Below are 18,091 nucleotides of genomic sequence, written 5' to 3' on the forward strand. Positions count from 1 at the left end.
TCACGGCGGGCACACCGTGCCCTGCTGCGGCAGGGTCCCGTCGCGCAGGTAGCCGGCGACGGCGGTGCGGATGCACGGGGTGCCGGGGAAGGCGCCGTGGCCCGCGCCGAGCCAGGTCACGAGGCTCGCGGTCCCCAGCTGGCCCGCGGCCCGCTCGCTGCCGGGCAGCGGGGTGAACGGGTCGCCGCGCGTGCCGAGCACCAGCGAGGGCGGGCCCGTGGCGGGCCCCGGCGGCGGTGTGTCGGTCGGCACCGGCCACGAGCTGCACAGCAGCGCGTCGTGCGCGAAGTACGCCCCGAACAGCGGGTCGGCGGCCCGGGCCTGGCCCGCGTCCCGGGCGACCTGGTCGGGGGTGGGGCGCTCGAGGGTGTCGTTGCAGGTCAGCAGGATGCTCGCGTCGAACCCGCCGCCGTCGGCCTCGGACGGGGCGAGCAGGTCGAGCACGCCCTGCGGGTCGCCCTGCCCGGCGCCGGCGATCGCGGTGGCGAGCGCGGGCCACTGCGCGGGCTCGCCGAGCCCGGTGATCAGCGCCCGGGTGGCGGTGCCGTCGGTGACGCTCCGCCCCGCAGGCCCCGACAGCGGCGCCGCGCGCAGGTTGGTGAGGATGCCGGTCACTGCGCCGGCCGGGTCGGGGCCGAGCGGGCAGTCCGTGCGGGCGGTGCAGTCGGCCGCGAACGCGGAGAGCGCGTCGCGGGCCGCGGCCGCGCGCTCCCGGGCGCGCTGGGCGAACGACGTCGTCGCGTCGGGCGCCCCGTCGAGCACCGTGCGTCCCACGGCGCCCGGGTGGCGCCGGACCCACGTCGCGACGACCCCGGCGCCCTCGCCGACCCCCACCACGTGCATCCGCTCGACCCCGAGCGTCGCGCGGACCTCCTCGAGGTCCTCGGCGTCGACGGCGGTCCGGAAGTCGGTGAGCGCGGTCTCGAGCACCTGGGTGCAGGTGCGGGCCGCGGCCGACGCGGCGTCGCGCAGCCCGGTCAGCGCCACCGGGTCGGCGGCGAGCGGGTCGGCGTCGACCAGCGCCTCGCGCACCGAGGGCGTGATGCAGTCGACCGGCTCGGAGTTGCCGGTGCCGCGCAGGTCGACGCCGTAGAGCGCGGTGCCCGCGAGCAGCGGCTCGGGGGCGGTGGCGGCGAGCCGGATCGCGCGGTCGCTGCCGGTCGGGCCGCCCGCCTCGCCCACCACGGCGATCGGGACCGGGCCGCCGGGCGGCAGCGGGCCGACGCTGACCTGCAGCACCCCGACCTCGGCCCGCGACGACCCGCCCCCGCCCACCGGGACGCTCTGGCAGCCGAAGCGCAGGTCCCGTCCGCCGAGCTCGGCGGGGTCGATCGTGCCCCGCACCCGGGCGGTGCAGTCGGTGAACCCCGCGCCCGCCCCCGGCGCCGGGACCAGCGGCGGGAGCAGCGAGGGCGCCGGCCCCGGCGCGGCGTCCTCCGGTGCGGGCTCCGCGGTCGGCGGCTCGTCGACCACCGTGGCCACCGGCGGCCGCTGCGAGGGCCCCACCGCGCAGGCGCCGAGCAGGACGGCGCCCAGCAGGAGCACCAGGGCCGCTCGGACGGGTCGGGACACGCAGTGCTCCAGGTCGGGGGAAATCCGGTGATCGCCTACCCCCGGGAGTCTGACGGCCACGGGTGGCGTCACGGTGAGGGGGCGGCAAGATGCACGCGTGGACCTGCCCGTGATGCCACCCGTCGCGCCGATGCTGGCCAAGGCCGTCCCGGAGATCCCCGCCGGGCAACACTACGAGCCCAAGTGGGACGGGTTCCGCTCGGTGGTGTTCCGCGACGGCGACGAGGTCGAGATCGGCAGCCGCAACGAGAAGCCGATGACCCGCTACTTCCCCGAGCTCGTCGAGGCCGTGCGGGCCGCGCTGCCGGAACGGTGCGTGATCGACGGGGAGATCGTCGTCGTGGACGGCGAGGGCACCGGGCTGGACTTCGAGGCGCTCCTGCAGCGCGTGCACCCCGCCGCCTCGCGGGTGAAGAAGCTGTCGGTCGAGACCCCGGCCCACTTCGTCGCGTTCGACCTCCTGGCCTTCGGCGACGACGACCTCACGAGGCTGCCCTTCAGCGAGCGCCGCGCGCGGCTGGCCGAGGTCGTCGGCGGCCTCGACCGCCCCGACCTCCACCTGACCCCGATGACCGAGGACCTCGACACCGCCCGGGACTGGTTCGACCGCTTCGAGGGCGCGGGGCTCGACGGGCTCATCGCCAAGAAGGCGGATCTGACCTACCAGCCCGACAAGCGCGTCATGAGCAAGATCAAGCATGAGCGCACCGCCGACTGCGTGGTCGCGGGCTACCGGGTCCACAAGTCCGGTCCCGACGCGCTGGGCTCGCTGCTGCTCGGGCTCTACACCGAGGACGGCTCGCTGCAGAGCATCGGTGTGATCGGCGCGTTCCCGATGGCGAAGCGCAAGGAGCTGTTCGCCGAGCTCCAGCCGCTGGTCACCTCGTTCGAGGGCCACCCCTGGGCCTGGGCGGCGCAGGAGGAGGGCACCCGCACCCCGCGGGAGGCCGAGCACAGCCGGTGGAACGCGCAGAAGGACCTGTCGTTCGTGCCGCTGCGCCCGGAGCGCGTCGTCGAGGTCAAGTACGACCACATGGAGGGCGTGCGCTTCCGGCACACCGCCCAGTTCAAGCGCTGGCGCCCGGATCGCGACCCGGCGTCGTGCACCTTCGAGCAGCTCGACCGGCCGGTGCGCTTCGACCTGGCCGAGGTGCTCACCGCGCGCTGAGCGCTACTCCACCCGCGCCGGCGTGGGCGCCGACGTCGCATCCAGCTCCAGGCGCACGGCGGTGGGCAGGGCGGACACGGCGAACGCCTCGCGGGCGCGGGCGAGCACCCGCCCGTCCAGGTCGGCCCAGACGTCGCGGACGTCGGTGCCCTCGACCAGGGTCAGCGCGATGCGCAGCGCCGGCTTCTGCGGGGTGCCGACGAGCCGGACGCGGGCCCGGCTCACCCCGTCGATGGCCTCGGCGTCGTGGCGCACGGCGTCGCAGATCGCCGCGTGCTCGACGGTCAGCCGCTCGCCCGGCAGCTCGGAGAGCGAGACGTCGGGACGCGGCTCGGGGCGCAGGGTCCGCAGCAGCCACCAGAGCCCGACGAGGAAGAGCAGGACCCCGACGCCGATCAGGATCCAGCGGGTGGCGCTGACGTGGGTCGACACCCAGCTCACGGCGATCGGGTCGATCAGCGGACGGGTCGCGCGGTAGGCGCCGAAGACCCCGTAGCCGACGAGCAGCGCGAGCACCGAGGCGGCGACGAGGACGAGGCCCAGCAGCGTGGTCAGCGTGCGGTCGCGCCCGGCGGAGCGGGCGACGGCGGCGCGGGAGCGGCGGCTCACTTGACCCCCTTCGTGGTGGTGACGGACACCGCGACGCGGGGGCGCCGGGCCAGCGGCAGCCGGACGAGCATCTCGGTCACCCGGTCGCGCAGCGCGGCGCGCACCTCCTCGGCGGGGTCGAGGGTGGCGGCCTTGACGGTGATCTTCGAGGACGAGGCGACGACCGACGCCGAGACGACGTCGTCGTGCGAGCGGACCTCGTGGCCGACGGCGCGGGCCAGCGACCGCGGCGAGGTGGTGACGGTGACCTCGGGGACCGGGTCGGCCAGGTACACGTCGTGGCGGCGCGAGACCAGCCCCGTGATCAGCAAGAACAGCCCGACGACGCCGACGACGATCGCGACGGCGCGCACCGAGCCCGACTGCCAGGTCAGGCCCTCGATCGCCGTGCGCCACGCCGGCCACGGCACGACCAGCGGGCTCGAGGAGGGCGCGACCCAGGCCGTCACCGTCTCGACCACCAGGGCGAGGCCTGCGACGGCCAGCAGGAGGGCGATCAGCGGCGCGAGCACGCGCAGGAGGAGGCGCACTTCTCACTCCGTCCGGGAGGCGGGGGACCGGGAGGAGGACTCCCGGAGAGCGGGGTCGGTCAGCGCCGAGACGCCGATGTCGAGCGAGCGCACGCGGTAGGGCGTCAGCTCCTGCACGCGCTCGCGGACGGCGTCGCGCACGGCGGCGGCGCTGTCGGCGATCCGCGCCGGGTAGGCCAGCGGGACCTCGAGGCGCAGGTCGACCTGCTCGCCGTAGCCCGAGACCTTGGCGCTGGTCCCGGACTCGCCGAGGTCGAGCCCGGCGAGCCGGCGCTGGCTGCGCACGGTGCCCGGCGTGTGGTCCGCGGCGTACTCCGCGATCTTGCGGACCACGGAGAGCGCCACGTCCAGGCGGCCCCGCTCGGCGGCCTCGTCGGCGCCCGGGACGGGCGGCTGGCCGCCGGCGGGGCCGCCGGCGGGGTCGACGGCGGGGACGCCCGTCGGCGCGGTGACGTCGGTCGGGGAGCTCATTTGTCGCGGCCGCGCCCGACGAACTGGTTCACGTCGAGCTCGCCGTCGAGCACGCGCCCGACGACGAAGCCCAGGACGCCGAGGACCAGGGCGACGAAGAAGCCCTGGAGACCGCCGGCGGCGGCCGCCACGCCCAGGATGAGGCCGACGAACATGCCGGCACGGGTGGCGCTCATGACCACTACCTCCACGGTGTGCAGGCCCCGCACGGGTCGGCGGGACCGGAGTTCTAGATCACGCGGGCGGTGCTGCGGCGCGGGTCGTACCGGCGGGCCAGGCGCCGCCCGAACCGCCCGAGCCGGGCGAGACCGCTGCCCGGGACGACCACGATCGGCGCGTCGAGCCGCGGGTCGTCGGCCGCGGGCCACCCGGCCGCGCCGGACTCGTCGGCGCGGACGGCGGCCCGCAGGGCCGCCAGCCCCTCCCGGAAGGCGACCGGGTCGCCGCCGACGTCGGGGTGGTGCCCACGGACGAACGCGCGCAGCGTCGCCCGTGCGTCACCGCTCATGCGTCCCCGCGCTCTCGGTCCTGCTCGGGGGTCCCGGGCATCTCCAGGTCGGTCACGGTGACGTCGACGCGCCGGTTCCCCGACGCGGCGGCGACGATCCGCCGCAGCTCGGCGGCCGTCGCCTCGACCGGGGCGCCGAAGCGCAGCACCACGGCGATGTGGTCGGGCTCCTCGGCGGCACCGAGCACGATGCCGGGCAGCCGGCGCCCGGGCAGGTAGCTCGCCACCGTGCCGAACGGGCCGCCCGACAGTGCCGCCACCGCGGGGTGGGCGAGCAGCGCCTCGGCGATCCGTTCGGGCAGCGGGCCGAGCCCCGGGGCCTCCGGCGCCCCCGGGGCCACGGCGGCACCGGGAGGCCGGGTCCCCGCAGCGGGGTGGGGCGTGCTCACTCGACGCGCGTCGAGGGCTGGCTCGGCGCCGCCTCGCCGCTGTCGTCGTCGTCGCCCGGCATGTGGATGTCGTTGACGGCGATGTTGACCTCGATGACCTCGAGGCCGGTCATCTGCTCGACCGCGGCGATGACGTTGCGGCGCACGGCGCGGGCGAGCTCGACGATCCCGGCGCCGTACTCGACGACGATGTCGAGGTCGATCGCGGCCTGCTTCTCGCCGACCTCGACCTGGACGCCGGCGGCCTGCGAGGTGCCGCTGCCGCCGGGGATGCGCTCGCGGATGGCGCCGAAGGCGCGCGAGACGCCGCCGCCCATCGAGTACACGCCCGAGATGTCACGGGCGGCGATGCCGGCGATCTTCTGGACGACGCCCGAGGCGATGGTGGTCTTGCCCTGCCCCGTGTCGTCGGCGAGGCGGGCCGGGGTGGCGCTCCCGGTCCGTCCTCCGCTCGACACGGCTGCGGCCTCGGAGCCGGTGGCGGTGCTGGGGCTCTGCGTCATGGTGTGGCGCTCCCTCTGCGCTTCGCTGATGAGGTCCTGGATCGGTCCGGCGCGGGCCGGTTGCCGATCCGGTACCCGTGGGACACCGGCCGCGCCGGATCGTCATGCGGTGTCACCCGAAAGGACCATCCGCGTGACCGGGATCACGCGTGCGGTACCGCAGGAGCAGCCCGTCCTCGTGGGCGAGCACGCCGGCGAGGCGCACCGGCCGCGGGCCGTCGAGGGCGGGGCCGGCGACGATCCGGTCGATCCCGCCGCCGGCCAGCTGGGGCGCGACGCTCAGGCACAGCTCGTCGACGCGGCCGGCGGCGAGCAGCGAGCCGAACAGCGCCGGGCCGCCTTCGCAGAGCACCCGGCGCAGGCCACGGGCGTCGAGGGCGGCGAGCACGGCGCCGGGGTCGGTGGCGCCGGGGTCGTCCGCGCTCACGGCGACCACCTCGGCGAGCCCCGCGAGCCGGGCGGAGGCATCGTCCGCGTGCGCCGCGGCGACGAGGACCAGCGGCGGCACGGCGGTGTCGGTGAACAGCCCCGACCCGGGCTCGAGGTCGCCGCGGGTGCTGACCACGGCGATCGGGGGGACGGGCGCCTGGCCCCGGGCGCGCCGCCGGTCCCGGCGCTCCGCGGTGGTGCGCGCCCCCCGGTAGCGCTCGGCGCGCGCCGTGCCCGCCCCGACGAGCACGACGTCGGCGAGCTCGCGCAGCACGCCGAAGACCTCGGAGTCCCCCGGGGCGTGCAGGCCGGTCGAGAGCCCGCCGACCGCGACGGCCCCGTCCACGCTGGCGACGAAGTTGACGCGCACCCAGGGGCCGTCGGGGTAGGCGTACAGCGCGGCGAGGGCGTCGCGGTCGAGCTCGGCGCCGAGCGACCCCGGTGGCCAGACCTGCCTCAAGAACGGGCCTGCGTCGACGAGGCCCGCTGGCGGAGCTCGTCGATCGCCCGCGAGGCCTGGGACTTGGTCAGCCCGGTCGGCGGCTCCTCACCGGCCTGTTGCGCGAGGGTCTCGAGATAGCTCGCCTGCGGCCCGGTCATCGGCTCGTCGCCCGTCACCCATTCGGTGGTCGGACGTTCCTGGCGCGAGAGGTCCGGACCGTCGCCGGAGCCCGCGTCCCCGCTCCCGCCGTCCGGGGTCACGGAGCCCTGCAGGCGCTCGATCTCGTCCGACGCCTGCGCCTTGGTCAGACCGGTCGGTGGCGTCTCCCCGGCCTGGTGGGCGAGGGTCTCGAGGTAGCTGGCCTGGGGTCCGGTCATCGGCTCGTCGCCGGTGACCCAGGCCGAGTTGTCCTTCGCCGCGGGGGCGTCGTCGCCGGGGGTCTTGACGGCGTGCGGGTCGGGCGCCGCACCCCCGGCGTCGCCGTACCCTGCGGTAGCGGGCTCTTGGCCCGACCGTGTGTCGTCGGTCAGACTGTTCGGCGTGTCGGGATCGGTCATGAGCACTCCTCGCTCGTCGGGCGACGTCGCCGCGGCCGGGCTCCCCGGCCGCGATCCGTACGGTGATCCAACGGGTTCCTCGAACAGACGTTCGAGATACTGACGCGGTTACCCCCTCAACGACGAGGGACACCTCCCCGACGTCGCGCGCCCCCGGTGCGGCTGTCGCCCTATGGCGATGAGCACTCTTTCGGAGGCGTCGGCCCGGTGCGCTGCGACGGCTGCGGAGGTTAACGTCAGGTTGCCCCTCCGGTCGTCCACCACGGACACCCGACCGGTGCGCCGGGGCCTGTCCGAGACGAGCGCCGTCGCACCGAGCGCTCCGGAGGACCTCCCACGACCACCACGCCGGACCCCGGCACCACCACCGGCACCACCACCGGCACCACCACCTGCACGGAAGCGACGATCGGAGGCGCACGTGGAGAACCGCCGGAAGGGCGAAGGCCTCTACGACCCTGCGTACGAGCACGACGCCTGCGGCGTCGCGTTCGTCGCCGACATCGCCGGGCGCCGTGACCACCGCACCGTGAGCCGCGGCCTGACCGCGCTGCTCAACCTCGAGCACCGCGGCGCCCGCGGTGCCGAGCCGGAGACCGGCGACGGCGCCGGCATCCTCCTGCAGGTCCCGGACGGCCTCTACCGGCCGCTCCTGGCCGAGGCCGGGGTCGAGCTGCCCGAGGCCGGCCGCTACGCCGTCGGCAACGGCTTCCTGCCCGTGGACACCGACCCGGCCGCGGTCGAGGAGATCGTCGCGCGCGTCGCCGCGGAGGAGGGCCTCGAGGTCCTGGCCTGGCGCGAGCTGCCCGTCGACCCCGACGGCGCCGGCATCGGCCACACCGCCCGCGCGGTCATGCCGCGCTTCCGCCAGCTCTTCCTGGGGCTGCCGCCGGAGGTCGACCACGTCGTCGACACGCCGAACGCGGGGGACGACGACGCGGGCGTCGTCATGACCCTCGAGCGCCGTGCCTTCGCGGCGCGCAAGCGGATCGAGCACGAGACGCGCGCGGCGGGCGTCGAGACCTACTTCCCGTCCCTGTCCGGGCGCACCGTCGTCTACAAGGGGATGCTCGCCGAGGAGCAGGTCGAGCCCTTCTTCGCCGACCTCTCCGACGAGCGCACCACCAGCTCGATCGCGCTGGTGCACAGCCGCTTCTCCACCAACACGTTCCCGGCGTGGAGCCTCGCGCACCCGTACCGCTACCTCGCCCACAACGGCGAGATCAACACGTTGCGCGGCAACCGGAACTGGATGGCCGCGCGCGAGTCGATGCTCGCCACTGAAGCGTTCGGCAGCAACACTCGAGCCGAGCTCGACCGGCTGTTCCCGATCGTCACCCCCGACGCCAGCGACTCGGCGACGTTCGACGAGGTGCTCGAGCTGCTGCACCTCGGCGGGCGCACGCTGCCGCACGCGGTGCTGATGATGATCCCGGAGGCGTGGGAGAACCACACCGAGATGGACCCGGCCCGCCGGGCCTTCTACCGGTACCACTCCACGCTGATGGAGGCCTGGGACGGCCCGGCGCTCGCGGCGTTCACCGACGGCTCGGTGATCGGTGCGGTGCTCGACCGCAACGGCCTGCGCCCCGCCCGCTACTGGGTCACCGAGGACGGCCTGGTCGTGCTCGGCTCCGAGGTCGGCGTCCTCGACATCGACCCCACCACGATCGTGCGCAAGGGCCGCCTCGAGCCCGGCCGCATGTTCCTGGTCGACACCGTCGGGCGGCGCATCGTCGACGACGACGAGATCAAGGGCGAGCTGGCCGCCGAGCACCCCTACGACGAGTGGCTGCACGCCGGGATGGTCGAGCTCGCCGACCTGCCGGTGCGCGAGCGCATCCCGTTCAAGCACGAGACGCTGGTGCGCCGCCAGCAGACCTTCGGCTACACCGGCGAGGAGGTCTCGCTGCTGCTGCGCCCGATGGCGACGACCGGCGCTGAGGCCACCGGGTCGATGGGCAACGACGCGCCGCTCGCGCCGTTCTCCTCGCGCAGCCGTGTGCTGTTCGACTACTTCGTGCAGCTGTTCGCGCAGGTCACCAACCCGCCGCTGGACGCCTACCGCGAGGAGCTCGTCACCTCGCTGCAGGTGCACCTGGGCTCGGAGACCAATCTGCTCGACGCCTCGCCGGCCTCGTGCCGCCGCGTCGTGCTCCCGCTGCCGGTGCTCGACGACGACGAGCTCGCCCAGCTCGTCGGGATCAACGACGACGGCGACATGCCCGGCTTCGCGCCCTACGTGATCTCGGGGCTGTACCACCACGCCGGGGGCGGCGAGGCGCTGAGCAGCCGGCTCGCGGAGATCCGCGACGAGGTCTCGACGGCCGTCGCCGACGGCGCCCGCATCATCATCCTGTCCGATCGCGACTCCGACGCCGAGCACGCGCCGATCCCGTCGCTGCTGCTCACCGGCGCGGTGCACCACCACCTCGTGCGCGAGAAGACCCGTACCCGCGTCGACCTCGTCGTCGAGGCCGGCGACGTCCGCGAGACCCACCACGTCTCGCTGCTGCTGGGCTACGGCGCGAGCGCGGTGAACCCGTACCTCGCGCTCGACACCGTCGACGACCTCATCGACCGCGGCGTCATCACCGGCGTCACCGCGGGCACCGCGACGCGCAACGTCGTCGAGGCGCTGGCCAAGGGCGTCCGCAAGGTCATGAGCAAGATGGGCATCTCGACGGTCGCGTCCTACATGGGCGCCCAGGTGTTCGAGGCCATCGGCCTGGGCACCGAGGTCGTCGACGAGTGCTTCGCCGGCACCACCTCGCGGCTCGGCGGCGTGGGCTACGACGTCCTCGCCGAGGAGGTCGGCCTGCGCCACCGCCAGGCCTGGCCGGCCGACGGCGTGAAGCCCGACCACCGCGAGCTCGCGGTCGGCGGCGAGTACCAGTGGCGCCGCGAGGGCGAGCTGCACGTCTTCAACCCGCACACGGTGTTCAAGCTGCAGCACTCCACCCGCACCCAGAACTACGACACGTTCAAGGAGTACACGCGGGCGGTCGACGAGCAGAGCTCGGCGCTGCTGACGCTGCGCGGCCTGTTCGGGTTCAAGGACTCCGAGCGCACCCCGGTCCCGATCGACGAGGTCGAGCCGGTCTCCGAGATCGTCAAGCGGTTCAACACCGGCGCCATCTCCTACGGGTCGATCTCGCAGGAGATGCACGAGGTGCTGGCCATCGCCATGAACCGCCTCGGCGGGCGCTCCAACACCGGCGAGGGCGGCGAGGACCCCGACCGCTTCACCCGTGACGCCGGGGGCGACTCGCGGCGCTCGGCGGTCAAGCAGGTCGCGTCCGGGCGCTTCGGGGTGACCAGCGAGTACCTCGTCAACTCCGACGACATCCAGATCAAGATCGCGCAGGGCGCCAAGCCCGGCGAGGGCGGGCAGCTGCCCGGTCACAAGGTCTACCCGTGGATCGCGAAGACGCGGTACTCCACGCCCGGGGTCGGCCTCATCTCGCCGCCGCCGCACCACGACATCTACTCGATCGAGGACATCGCCCAGCTCATCCACGACCTCAAGAACGCCAACCCGCGGGCGCGCGTGCACGTCAAGCTCGTGTCGCAGGTCGGGGTGGGCACGGTCGCGGCGGGCGTGGCGAAGGCGCACGCCGACGTCGTCCTGATCTCCGGGCACGACGGCGGCACCGGTGCCTCGCCGCTGAGCTCGATCAAGCACGCCGGCGGCCCCTGGGAGCTCGGCCTCGCCGAGACCCAGCAGACGCTGCTGGCCAACGGCCTGCGCGACCGGATCGTCGTGCAGACCGACGGCCAGCTCAAGACCGGCCGCGACGTCGTCATCGCCGCCCTGCTGGGCGCCGAGGAGTTCGGCTTCGCGACCGCGCCGCTGGTCGTCAGCGGCTGCATCATGATGCGCGTCTGTCACCTCGACACCTGTCCGGTCGGCGTCGCCACCCAGAACCCCGTGCTGCGCCAGAAGTTCGACGGCAAGGCCGAGTACGTCGTCGCGTTCATGGAGTTCGTCGCCCAGGAGGTGCGCGAGCACCTCGCGGCGCTGGGCTTCCGGTCGATCGAGGAGGCCATCGGGCACACCGAGGTCCTCGACACCCGCGCCGCCGAGTCGCACTGGAAGGCCGAGGGCCTCGACCTCTCCCCGGTCCTGCACCGCCCCGACCCGCCGGAGAACTTCGCCGGCCAGGCGCTGCACCAGACGAAGCCGCAGGACCACGGCCTGGAGAAGGCCCTGGACCACACGCTGATCCAGCTCGCCGAGGGCGCCATCGCCGACGGCACCCCGGTGCGCCTCGAGCTGCCGGTGCGCAACGTCAACCGCACCGTCGGCACGATGCTGGGCTCCGAGGTGACGCGGCGCTGGGGCGGCAAGGGCCTGCCCGACGACACCATCGACATCACGTTCACCGGCTCCGGCGGCCAGTCGTTCGGCGCCTTCCTGCCGCACGGCGTGACCATGCGGCTCATCGGCGACACCAACGACTACTTCGGCAAGGGCCTCTCGGGCGGGCGGCTCTCGGTGCGCCCGCACCCGCAGGCCCCGTTCGTCGCCGAGCAGAACATCGTGGCCGGCAACGTCATCCTCTACGGCGCGACCGCCGGCGAGGTGTTCCTGCGCGGCAAGGTCGGCGAGCGCTTCTGCGTCCGCAACTCCGGCGCGCTGGCGGTCGTCGAGGGCGTCGGCGACCACGGCTGCGAGTACATGACCGGCGGCCGCGCGGTGATCCTCGGCCCGACCGGCCGCAACTTCGCCGCGGGCATGTCCGGCGGGGTGGCCTACGTGCTCGACCTGCAGGAGAGCCGGGTCAACCACCAGATGGTCGAGCTCGAGGTCGTCGGCCCCGACGACGTCGAGGAGCTGCGCTCCTTCGTCGAGCTCCACTACGCGGCCACCGACTCGGCCGTGGCGCACGACCTGCTCACCGACTGGGAGTCCGCCCTGCCGCGGTTCACCAAGGTGATGCCCACCGACTTCAAGCGGGTGCTGCAGGCGACCGCCGACGCCGAGCGCAACGGCCGCGACGTCAACGAAGCGATCATGGAGGCCGCTCGTGGCTGACCCCCGTGGATTCATGACCACCGGCCGGGAGCTCCCGCGGCGCCGGCCCGTCGACATCCGCATCCGTGACTGGCACGAGGTCTACGAGGAGTTCAACCCGGCCACGCTGCGCAAGCAGGCCGGGCGCTGCATGGACTGCGGCATCCCGTTCTGCCACCAGGGCTGCCCGCTCGGGAACATGATCCCCGAGTGGAACGACCTGGTCTGGCGCGACGACTGGGCCGAGGCCATCGAGCGCCTGCACGCGACCAACAACTTCCCGGAGTTCACCGGGACGCTGTGCCCGGCGCCCTGCGAGGCCGCCTGCGTGCTCGGGATCAACTCGGACCCGGTGACGATCAAGCAGGTCGAGATCGAGATCATCGACCGCGCCTGGGACGAGGGCTTCGTGCGACCCGAGCTCCCCGAGTCGAAGACCGGCAGGTCGGTCGCGGTCGTCGGCTCCGGGCCCGCGGGCCTCGCGGCCGCCCAGCAGCTCACGCGCGCCGGGCACGACGTCACCGTGTACGAGCGCGCCGACCGCATCGGCGGGCTCCTGCGCTACGGCATCCCCGAGTTCAAGATGGAGAAGAAGCGCCTCGACCGCCGTCTCGAGCAGATGGTGGCCGAGGGGACCCGCTTCTTCGCGGGCGTCGAGGTCGGCGGCCCGGCCGACACCGACCTCTCGATCGAGAAGCTGCGCGCCGAGCACGACGCCGTCGTCCTCGCGGTCGGCGCCACGGCCTGGCGCGACCTCCCGATCACCGGCCGCGAGCTGGAGGGCATCCACCAGGCGATGGAGTACCTGCCGCCGTCGAACAAGGTGCAGCAGGGCGACTACGAGCGCTCCGTCATCGACGTCGAGGGCAAGGACGTCGTCGTGATCGGCGGCGGCGACACCGGCGCCGACTGCGTCGGGACCGCCCACCGGCAGGGTGCGAAGTCGGTGACCCAGCTCGAGATCATGCCGATCCCGCCGGCGGAGCGCCCGGGCACCAACCCCTGGCCGACCTATCCGATGATCTTCCGCATCTCCTCGGCCCACGAGGAGGGCGGCGAGCGGCTGTTCTCGGTCAACACCGACGAGTTCCTCGGCGACGAGCACGGCCGGCTGCGCGCGCTGCGCCTGGTCGACGTCGAGCGCGTCGACGGGAAGTTCGTGCCGGTGGAAGGCAGCGAGCGGGAGATCCCGGCCGACTTCGTCTTCCTCGCGATGGGCTTCCTCGGCCCGCAGAAGGAGGGCCTGCTCGACAGCCTCGGCGTCGAGTACGACGACCGCGGCAACGTGAGGCGCGGCGACGACTACCAGAGCTCGGTGCCCGGCGTCTTCGCCGCCGGCGACGCCGGGCGCGGGCAGTCGCTGATCGTCTGGGCGATCGCCGAGGGCCGCTCGGCCGCCGCCGGCGTCGACGCGTTCCTCACCGGCCGCGACGTCCTCCCGCGCCCGATCAACCCGACCGACCGCGCGCTGGCCTGACGCGGCTCCACCGGACGAACGACCGCGCGGGCGGGCGTACCGGTCCGTTTCGGCGGCGGAGCGCTCAGGCGACGAGCGCGAGGGCCGGGCGCGCCGCCGCGGGGCGGACCGGGAGGGCGGATAGGGCGGATGCCGCCCGCCGCGTGCGCCGCGGGGTCGCCGGGCGGGCGAGGCCGGCGATGCGGGTGACGACGCCGGCGTCGCGCAGCAGGCCGCAGTGCCCGACGCCGTCGACGACGACCGGCTCGGTGCCAGTGAGCGCCGCGGCCTCGGTCGCGACGACGACGTCGGCGCGGGAGGCCAGGGCGGTCCAGGGGGTGCCGGCGGTCGCGGGGACGGTCGCGAGCGCGCGCAGGACCGGGGAGCCGGCGCGCAGGTCGCGGACCGCGCCGACCGGGAACAGGTGGGCCCAGCGGGTGCCGCGCAGCGGGGCGGCGACGGTGACGACGCGGGTGACGACGCCGGCGAGGCGCCCGTCGGCCAGGCTCGCGGCCACGATGACGCCACCCAGGCTGTGCCCGACGAGGGTCACCGAGCGGGCGCCGCTGCGGCGGGCGAGGTCCGCGACCTCGTCGGCCAGGCGCGCGCCGAGCTCCTCGACCCCGGTGGTCCACGTGTAGCGGTGGACGACGACGGCGACGCCCGGCCCGCCCAGCGCGCGGGCCACGTCGCCCCAGCAGTCCGGGCCGGCCCCGAAGCCGTGCACCAGGACGACGAGCGAGCGCGCGTCGCCGACCTGGGTCGTGGGCTCCGGGGTCCGCACCCGTCCGCGGTGCAGGACGGCGAGGACGAGCGTGGCGAGCACGGCGGCCACGACCCGCAGGGCCGAGCGCACCTCGCGGAGGTGGCGGCGCACCGACGACGTGACCACGACCCACCTCCGCCGATCGGGGGCCGGGTCCGTCACCCGGCGTGTGCCCTGGTCACGAGCCTGGTCGACGCGTCACACCCTGTCGGGTGGGCGGGCACCACGACCGGGTAGGGCCCGCCCCCGCTGTCGTCAGAGGGGGACCGGGACATGGGGCCTCCTACGCGGGGCGCGACTGGCGGTGGCCGGCGATCGCCGGCACCGTCACGCGCAGGCGGTGCGGGGCGACCTGCCAGTAGCGGCGCTCCGGGTCGGCGAGGCGCCAGCGCTCGGCGAGCTCGGTGACCAGGTCCTGGTCCACCGACGTCGCCCGGGCCCGCCAGCGGCGCGAGCGCCCGCGCACGAGGACGTCGAGAGCACCCCAGGCGTCCTCGGCCGAGCCGTGCACGGTGACGGTGGCCGGGGCCTCGCCGTCACCGAACAGCACCGTGTAGGCACTGACCGCGTCGTAGGTCACCGGTTCTCCTCCCGCCGGTCCTCCGGTGCCGCGGACGCGGTCACCCGGGTCGGGCCGACGCCCCCAGTGAAGCCGTCCGGGCGACCCACCGACGAGCGCCACGCGGCGGTCCGCGCCGAGCTGAACCGATTCCGCGACGGGTGGTCCGCCCGCTCGTGTGTCGCCCGTCCGGTGGTGCCGTCTGTCGCACGACGGGTGCGGGTGACCCGTCCGGCGGTGCCGGCTCGTCGGTCCGGCCGGGACCGCGGCGCGGCTCAGCCCGTGTTGCGCATCCCCGCCGAGATGCCGTTGACCGTGAGGAGCAGCGCGCGCTGCAGGTCGGGGTCGGGCTCGGAGACCTTCCGCCGCTCGGCGAGCGTGTGGATCTGCAGGTGGTGCAGCGGTTCGAGGTAGCCCTCGCGGATGTCGAGCGTGCGGCGCAGCAGGGGGTTGCCGCCGAGCAGCGCGCCGCTCGGGGTGAGCTTGAGGACCTCGCGCTCGGTGACCCGGTGCTCCGCCTTGATGATCTCGAAGACCTCCTGGAGCTCGGGGTCGACGAGCTCGGAGACGTAGAAGCCGGCGATGCGCATGTCGGTCTTCGCCAGCGTCATCTCGACGTTGGACAGGAGGTTGGCGAAGAACGCCCAGTCGCGCATCTCGTCGACGACCTCGGAGTAGCCGGCGTCGTGGGCGGCCTTCAGCCCGGTGCCCAGACCGAACCAGCCCGGCACGATCATCCGCGTCTGGGTCCAGCCGAACACCCACGGGATGGCGCGCAGGTCGGACAGCGACGTCTGCCCGCCGGCACCGGGCCGCTTGCCCGGCCGCGACCCGACGTTGAGCATCGAGAGCTCGTCGACGGGCGTGGCCTGGGTGAAGAAGTCCGGCAGCGACTCGTGGGAGATCAGCTGCTCGTAGGCCTCCTGGGCGGCGTCGGAGATGACGTCCATCGCCTCGTCCCAGCGCTTGAGCGTCGCCGCCTCCACCCGCGAGGTCTGGTGCAGCAGCGTCGCCTCGAGCACCGCCGAGAGCATGATCTCGAGGTTGTCCCGCGCCAGCGCCGGCAGCGAGTACTTGTCGGAGATGACCTCGCCCTGCTCGGTCACCTTCATCACCGCGTCGACGACGCCGTGCGGCTGGGCGGCGATCGCCTCGCCCGCGGGCCCGCCGCCGCGCCCGACCGACCCGCCGCGCCCGTGGAAGAGGCGCAGCCGCACGCCGTGCTTGGCGGCGACGTCGCGCAACTGGCGCTGGGCGCGGTGGATCGACCACTGCGACGTGGTCAGCCCGGCGCCCTTGTTGGAGTCCGAGTAGCCCAGCATCATCTCCTGCACGTCGCCGCGGGCGGCCACGAGCGCGCGGTACGACGGGTCGGAGAGCATGCCGTCGAGCAGGTCGCCGGAGATCCGCAGCTCGGTCGCGGTCTCGAACAGCGGCACGATGTCCAGCGAGGAGACGGCGCCCTCGGCCGACAGCTCGACCAGACCGGCCTCGCGGGCCAGCACCGCGACGGCGAGGATGTCGTCGACGTTCTGGGCCATCGAGATGACGTAGGTGTGCAGCGCCTCCTGCCCGTAGGTCTCCTGCACGGTGCGGATGCAGTCGAAGACCTCGAGGGTCTCGGTCACCGAGTCGTCGAACTGCCGATCGCGCCGCGGGGTCAGCGTCCGCCGGCCGGCCAGCTCCGCGGACAGCACCTCGCGGCGCCCGCCGTGGTCCAGCTCGCGGTAGGGGGTGTCGAGCTCGCCCAGCCGGTCGAACAGCGCCGCCAGCGCCGCGTGGTGGTAGCTCGAGTGCTCGCGGACGTCGACGCTCGCGAGGTGCAGCCCGACGGCGTTCGCGCTGCGCATGACGTCGCGCAGCCCGCCGTCGGCGATCCGCTCGCCCTGGTGGGAGCGCAGCGAGACGTCCATGACCTCGAGGTCGCGCAGGTACTCGTCGGCGCCGAGGTAGTCGCGGCCGGGCCGGTGGGGGGTGTCCTCGGCGTACCGGCGGCGGGTGTTCTCCAGGCGCGCGTGGATGTAGGAGCACTTGAGCCGGTAGGGCTCCTCGGCGTTGAGGCGCACGAACCGGTCGTAGACCTCGGGCAGGGCCCGGCGTGCACGGGCGAGGCTGCGGCGCAGGTCCTCGCTGACCCCGACCAGGCGGGTCGAGAGCGACAGCTCCTGCACGAGCTCCTCGAGCAGCTCGCTCTGGATGCGCACGCCCCGCTCGCCGTAGATCCGCATCGTCTCGAGCGTCAGGTCGGCGGTGACATTCGGGTTGCCGTCGCGGTCGCCGCCGACCCAGCAGCCGAGCACCAGCGGCCGGGAGTGCTCGGGCAGGTGCAGCCCCACGCGGTCGAGCTCCTCGTCGAGCGCGGTGAGGACCTCGGGGACCGTGCGGCGCCCGAGCTGCTCGAGGTAGTAGGCGACCGAGCGCGCCTCGTCGAGCACCGTCGGGCGCTCGGGGCGGATCTCGTCGGTCTGCCAGATGAGGTCGACGAGCCGGTGCAGGCGTGTCTCCGCGATCTCCTCGGGCAGATCCTGCGCGAGCACGGTCGCGATCGAGCGCAGCTTGCCCAGCACCGACTGCCGCTGGGCCTCGGTGGGGTGCGCGGTGAACACCGGCTCCAGTTCGAGGCGCGACAGGGCGGTGGCGAGCTCGTCGGGGTCGGCGTCGCTGACGAGCCGGTCGACGAGCGTGTGCAGCGGCCCGGACCCCTCGGCGTGCACGGCGGCGCGCTCCTGGCTGCGGTGCAGCTGCTCGGCGAGGTTGGCGAGGTGGAAGTAGGTGGCGAACGCGCGGCCGAGCACCGCGGCCGTGCCCGGGTCGAGCTCGGCGAGCACGTCGCGGATGGCCGTGTCGCCCCGTTCCGGGACCTCGCGCACCAGCCGGCGCACCTTCTCCACCAGCTCCAGCATGTCGTCGCCGTGCTGGGCGGCCACCGTGCGCCCGAGCAGCGTCGAGAGCCGGCGGATGTCGGCCCGCAGCGCCGAGTGCTCGGACTCCGAGGCGACGCTGCCCTCGCTGGGCACGCGGTCGGCCCGCGCGGGCCGGTCGTTCTCGCTCATGGGACGCCCTCCTGGTCGGCCTGCCCGCGGGGGATTCGAGCGGGTGGGGTCCGCGACGGTGG

General features: G+C 74.4%; 16 protein-coding genes. 3 read left to right on the forward strand and 13 right to left on the reverse strand.

The annotated features are described in order from the left end of the window. On the reverse strand, window positions 1-1,572 hold the full coding sequence (locus PHK61_RS00610; RefSeq protein ID WP_274279025.1) for an alpha/beta hydrolase: 1,572 nt from the start codon (window positions 1,570-1,572) through the stop codon (window positions 1-3). Between the two features lie 97 nt (window positions 1,573-1,669). Here PHK61_RS00610 and PHK61_RS00615 point away from each other — a divergent pair, with 97 nt between their 5' ends. After that, window positions 1,670-2,740: an ATP-dependent DNA ligase gene (locus tag PHK61_RS00615; RefSeq protein WP_274279026.1), complete on the forward strand. Its 1,071-nt coding sequence runs from the start codon at window positions 1,670-1,672 to the stop codon at window positions 2,738-2,740. Window positions 2,741-2,743: 3 nt separating this feature from the next. Here PHK61_RS00615 and amaP read toward each other — a convergent pair whose 3' ends face one another. The 9 genes from amaP to PHK61_RS31995 form a co-directional block, all read right to left on the reverse strand. After that, entirely contained in the window at window positions 2,744-3,349 is a 606-nt protein-coding gene (amaP, locus tag PHK61_RS00620) for an alkaline shock response membrane anchor protein AmaP (protein ID WP_274279027.1), read from the reverse strand. Further along, the gene (locus tag PHK61_RS00625) at window positions 3,346-3,879 is read right to left on the reverse strand and encodes a DUF6286 domain-containing protein (protein WP_274279028.1); all 534 of its coding nucleotides are present in this window, start codon (window positions 3,877-3,879) and stop codon (window positions 3,346-3,348) included. The genes amaP and PHK61_RS00625 overlap by 4 nt, the downstream gene beginning before the upstream one ends. A gap of 3 nt (window positions 3,880-3,882) precedes the next feature. Further along, on the reverse strand, window positions 3,883-4,350 hold the full coding sequence (locus tag PHK61_RS00630) for an Asp23/Gls24 family envelope stress response protein (RefSeq protein WP_274279029.1): 468 nt from the start codon (window positions 4,348-4,350) through the stop codon (window positions 3,883-3,885). Next, a complete protein-coding gene (locus PHK61_RS00635) occupies window positions 4,347-4,526 on the reverse strand; it encodes a hypothetical protein (RefSeq protein WP_274279030.1) in 180 nt (59 codons plus the stop codon). The genes PHK61_RS00630 and PHK61_RS00635 overlap by 4 nt, the downstream gene beginning before the upstream one ends. A gap of 53 nt (window positions 4,527-4,579) precedes the next feature. Beyond that, window positions 4,580-4,858 carry a hypothetical protein gene (locus PHK61_RS00640; protein ID WP_274279031.1) on the reverse strand — a complete coding sequence of 93 codons (279 nt, stop codon included), beginning with the start codon at window positions 4,856-4,858 and terminating at the stop codon, window positions 4,580-4,582. Then, window positions 4,855-5,199 (reverse strand): hypothetical protein, encoded by a 345-nt coding sequence (locus tag PHK61_RS00645; RefSeq protein ID WP_274279032.1) that lies wholly within the window; start codon window positions 5,197-5,199, stop codon window positions 4,855-4,857. The genes PHK61_RS00640 and PHK61_RS00645 overlap by 4 nt, the downstream gene beginning before the upstream one ends. 44 nt (window positions 5,200-5,243) lie before the next feature. After that, complete coding sequence (locus tag PHK61_RS00650; RefSeq protein ID WP_274279033.1) at window positions 5,244-5,750, reverse strand: Asp23/Gls24 family envelope stress response protein; 507 nt, start codon at window positions 5,748-5,750, stop codon at window positions 5,244-5,246. 112 nt (window positions 5,751-5,862) lie between these two features. Further along, window positions 5,863-6,639: a pyrimidine reductase family protein gene (locus PHK61_RS00655; protein ID WP_274279034.1), complete on the reverse strand. Its 777-nt coding sequence runs from the start codon at window positions 6,637-6,639 to the stop codon at window positions 5,863-5,865. Then, complete coding sequence (locus PHK61_RS31995) at window positions 6,636-7,178, reverse strand: DUF3072 domain-containing protein (RefSeq protein ID WP_420791328.1); 543 nt, start codon at window positions 7,176-7,178, stop codon at window positions 6,636-6,638. The genes PHK61_RS00655 and PHK61_RS31995 overlap by 4 nt, the downstream gene beginning before the upstream one ends. A gap of 421 nt (window positions 7,179-7,599) precedes the next feature. Between PHK61_RS31995 and gltB the strand changes: the two genes are divergently transcribed. Then, window positions 7,600-12,216: a glutamate synthase large subunit gene (gene gltB, locus PHK61_RS00670; RefSeq protein ID WP_274279035.1), complete on the forward strand. Its 4,617-nt coding sequence runs from the start codon at window positions 7,600-7,602 to the stop codon at window positions 12,214-12,216. Continuing rightward, window positions 12,209-13,672 (forward strand): glutamate synthase subunit beta, encoded by a 1,464-nt coding sequence (locus tag PHK61_RS00675; protein ID WP_274279036.1) that lies wholly within the window; start codon window positions 12,209-12,211, stop codon window positions 13,670-13,672. The genes gltB and PHK61_RS00675 overlap by 8 nt, the downstream gene beginning before the upstream one ends. 64 nt (window positions 13,673-13,736) lie before the next feature. On the opposite strand, the gene PHK61_RS00680 is transcribed toward PHK61_RS00675, so the two are convergent. The 3 genes from PHK61_RS00680 to ppc all read right to left on the reverse strand — a co-directional run bounded on the left by PHK61_RS00680 (window position 13,737) and on the right by ppc (window position 18,029). Further along, a complete protein-coding gene (locus PHK61_RS00680; protein ID WP_274279037.1) occupies window positions 13,737-14,543 on the reverse strand; it encodes an alpha/beta hydrolase in 807 nt (268 codons plus the stop codon). 157 nt (window positions 14,544-14,700) lie between these two features. Further along, window positions 14,701-14,997 carry a hypothetical protein gene (locus PHK61_RS00685; protein WP_274279038.1) on the reverse strand — a complete coding sequence of 99 codons (297 nt, stop codon included), beginning with the start codon at window positions 14,995-14,997 and terminating at the stop codon, window positions 14,701-14,703. Window positions 14,998-15,251: 254 nt separating this feature from the next. Next, window positions 15,252-18,029: a phosphoenolpyruvate carboxylase gene (ppc, locus tag PHK61_RS00690; protein WP_274279039.1), complete on the reverse strand. Its 2,778-nt coding sequence runs from the start codon at window positions 18,027-18,029 to the stop codon at window positions 15,252-15,254. Between the last annotated feature and the right edge of the window lie 62 nt (window positions 18,030-18,091).

The sequence above is a fragment of the Actinomycetospora lutea genome (genome assembly GCF_028737205.1).
Taxonomy (GTDB): domain Bacteria; phylum Actinomycetota; class Actinomycetes; order Mycobacteriales; family Pseudonocardiaceae; genus Actinomycetospora; species Actinomycetospora lutea.

Bases quoted from the DNA above. Each gene is read 5' to 3' on its own strand.
- PHK61_RS00630 (WP_274279029.1), bottom strand. From the start codon at position 4,350: ATGAGCTCCCCGACCGACGTCACCGCGCCGACGGGCGTCCCCGCCGTC.
- PHK61_RS00635 (WP_274279030.1), bottom strand. From the start codon at position 4,526: ATGAGCGCCACCCGTGCCGGCATGTTCGTCGGCCTCATCCTGGGCGTG.
- PHK61_RS00640 (WP_274279031.1), bottom strand. From the start codon at position 4,858: ATGAGCGGTGACGCACGGGCGACGCTGCGCGCGTTCGTCCGTGGGCAC.
- PHK61_RS00650 (WP_274279033.1), bottom strand. From the start codon at position 5,750: ATGACGCAGAGCCCCAGCACCGCCACCGGCTCCGAGGCCGCAGCCGTG.
- PHK61_RS31995 (WP_420791328.1), bottom strand. From the start codon at position 7,178: ATGACCGATCCCGACACGCCGAACAGTCTGACCGACGACACACGGTCG.
- ppc (WP_274279039.1), bottom strand. From the start codon at position 18,029: ATGAGCGAGAACGACCGGCCCGCGCGGGCCGACCGCGTGCCCAGCGAG.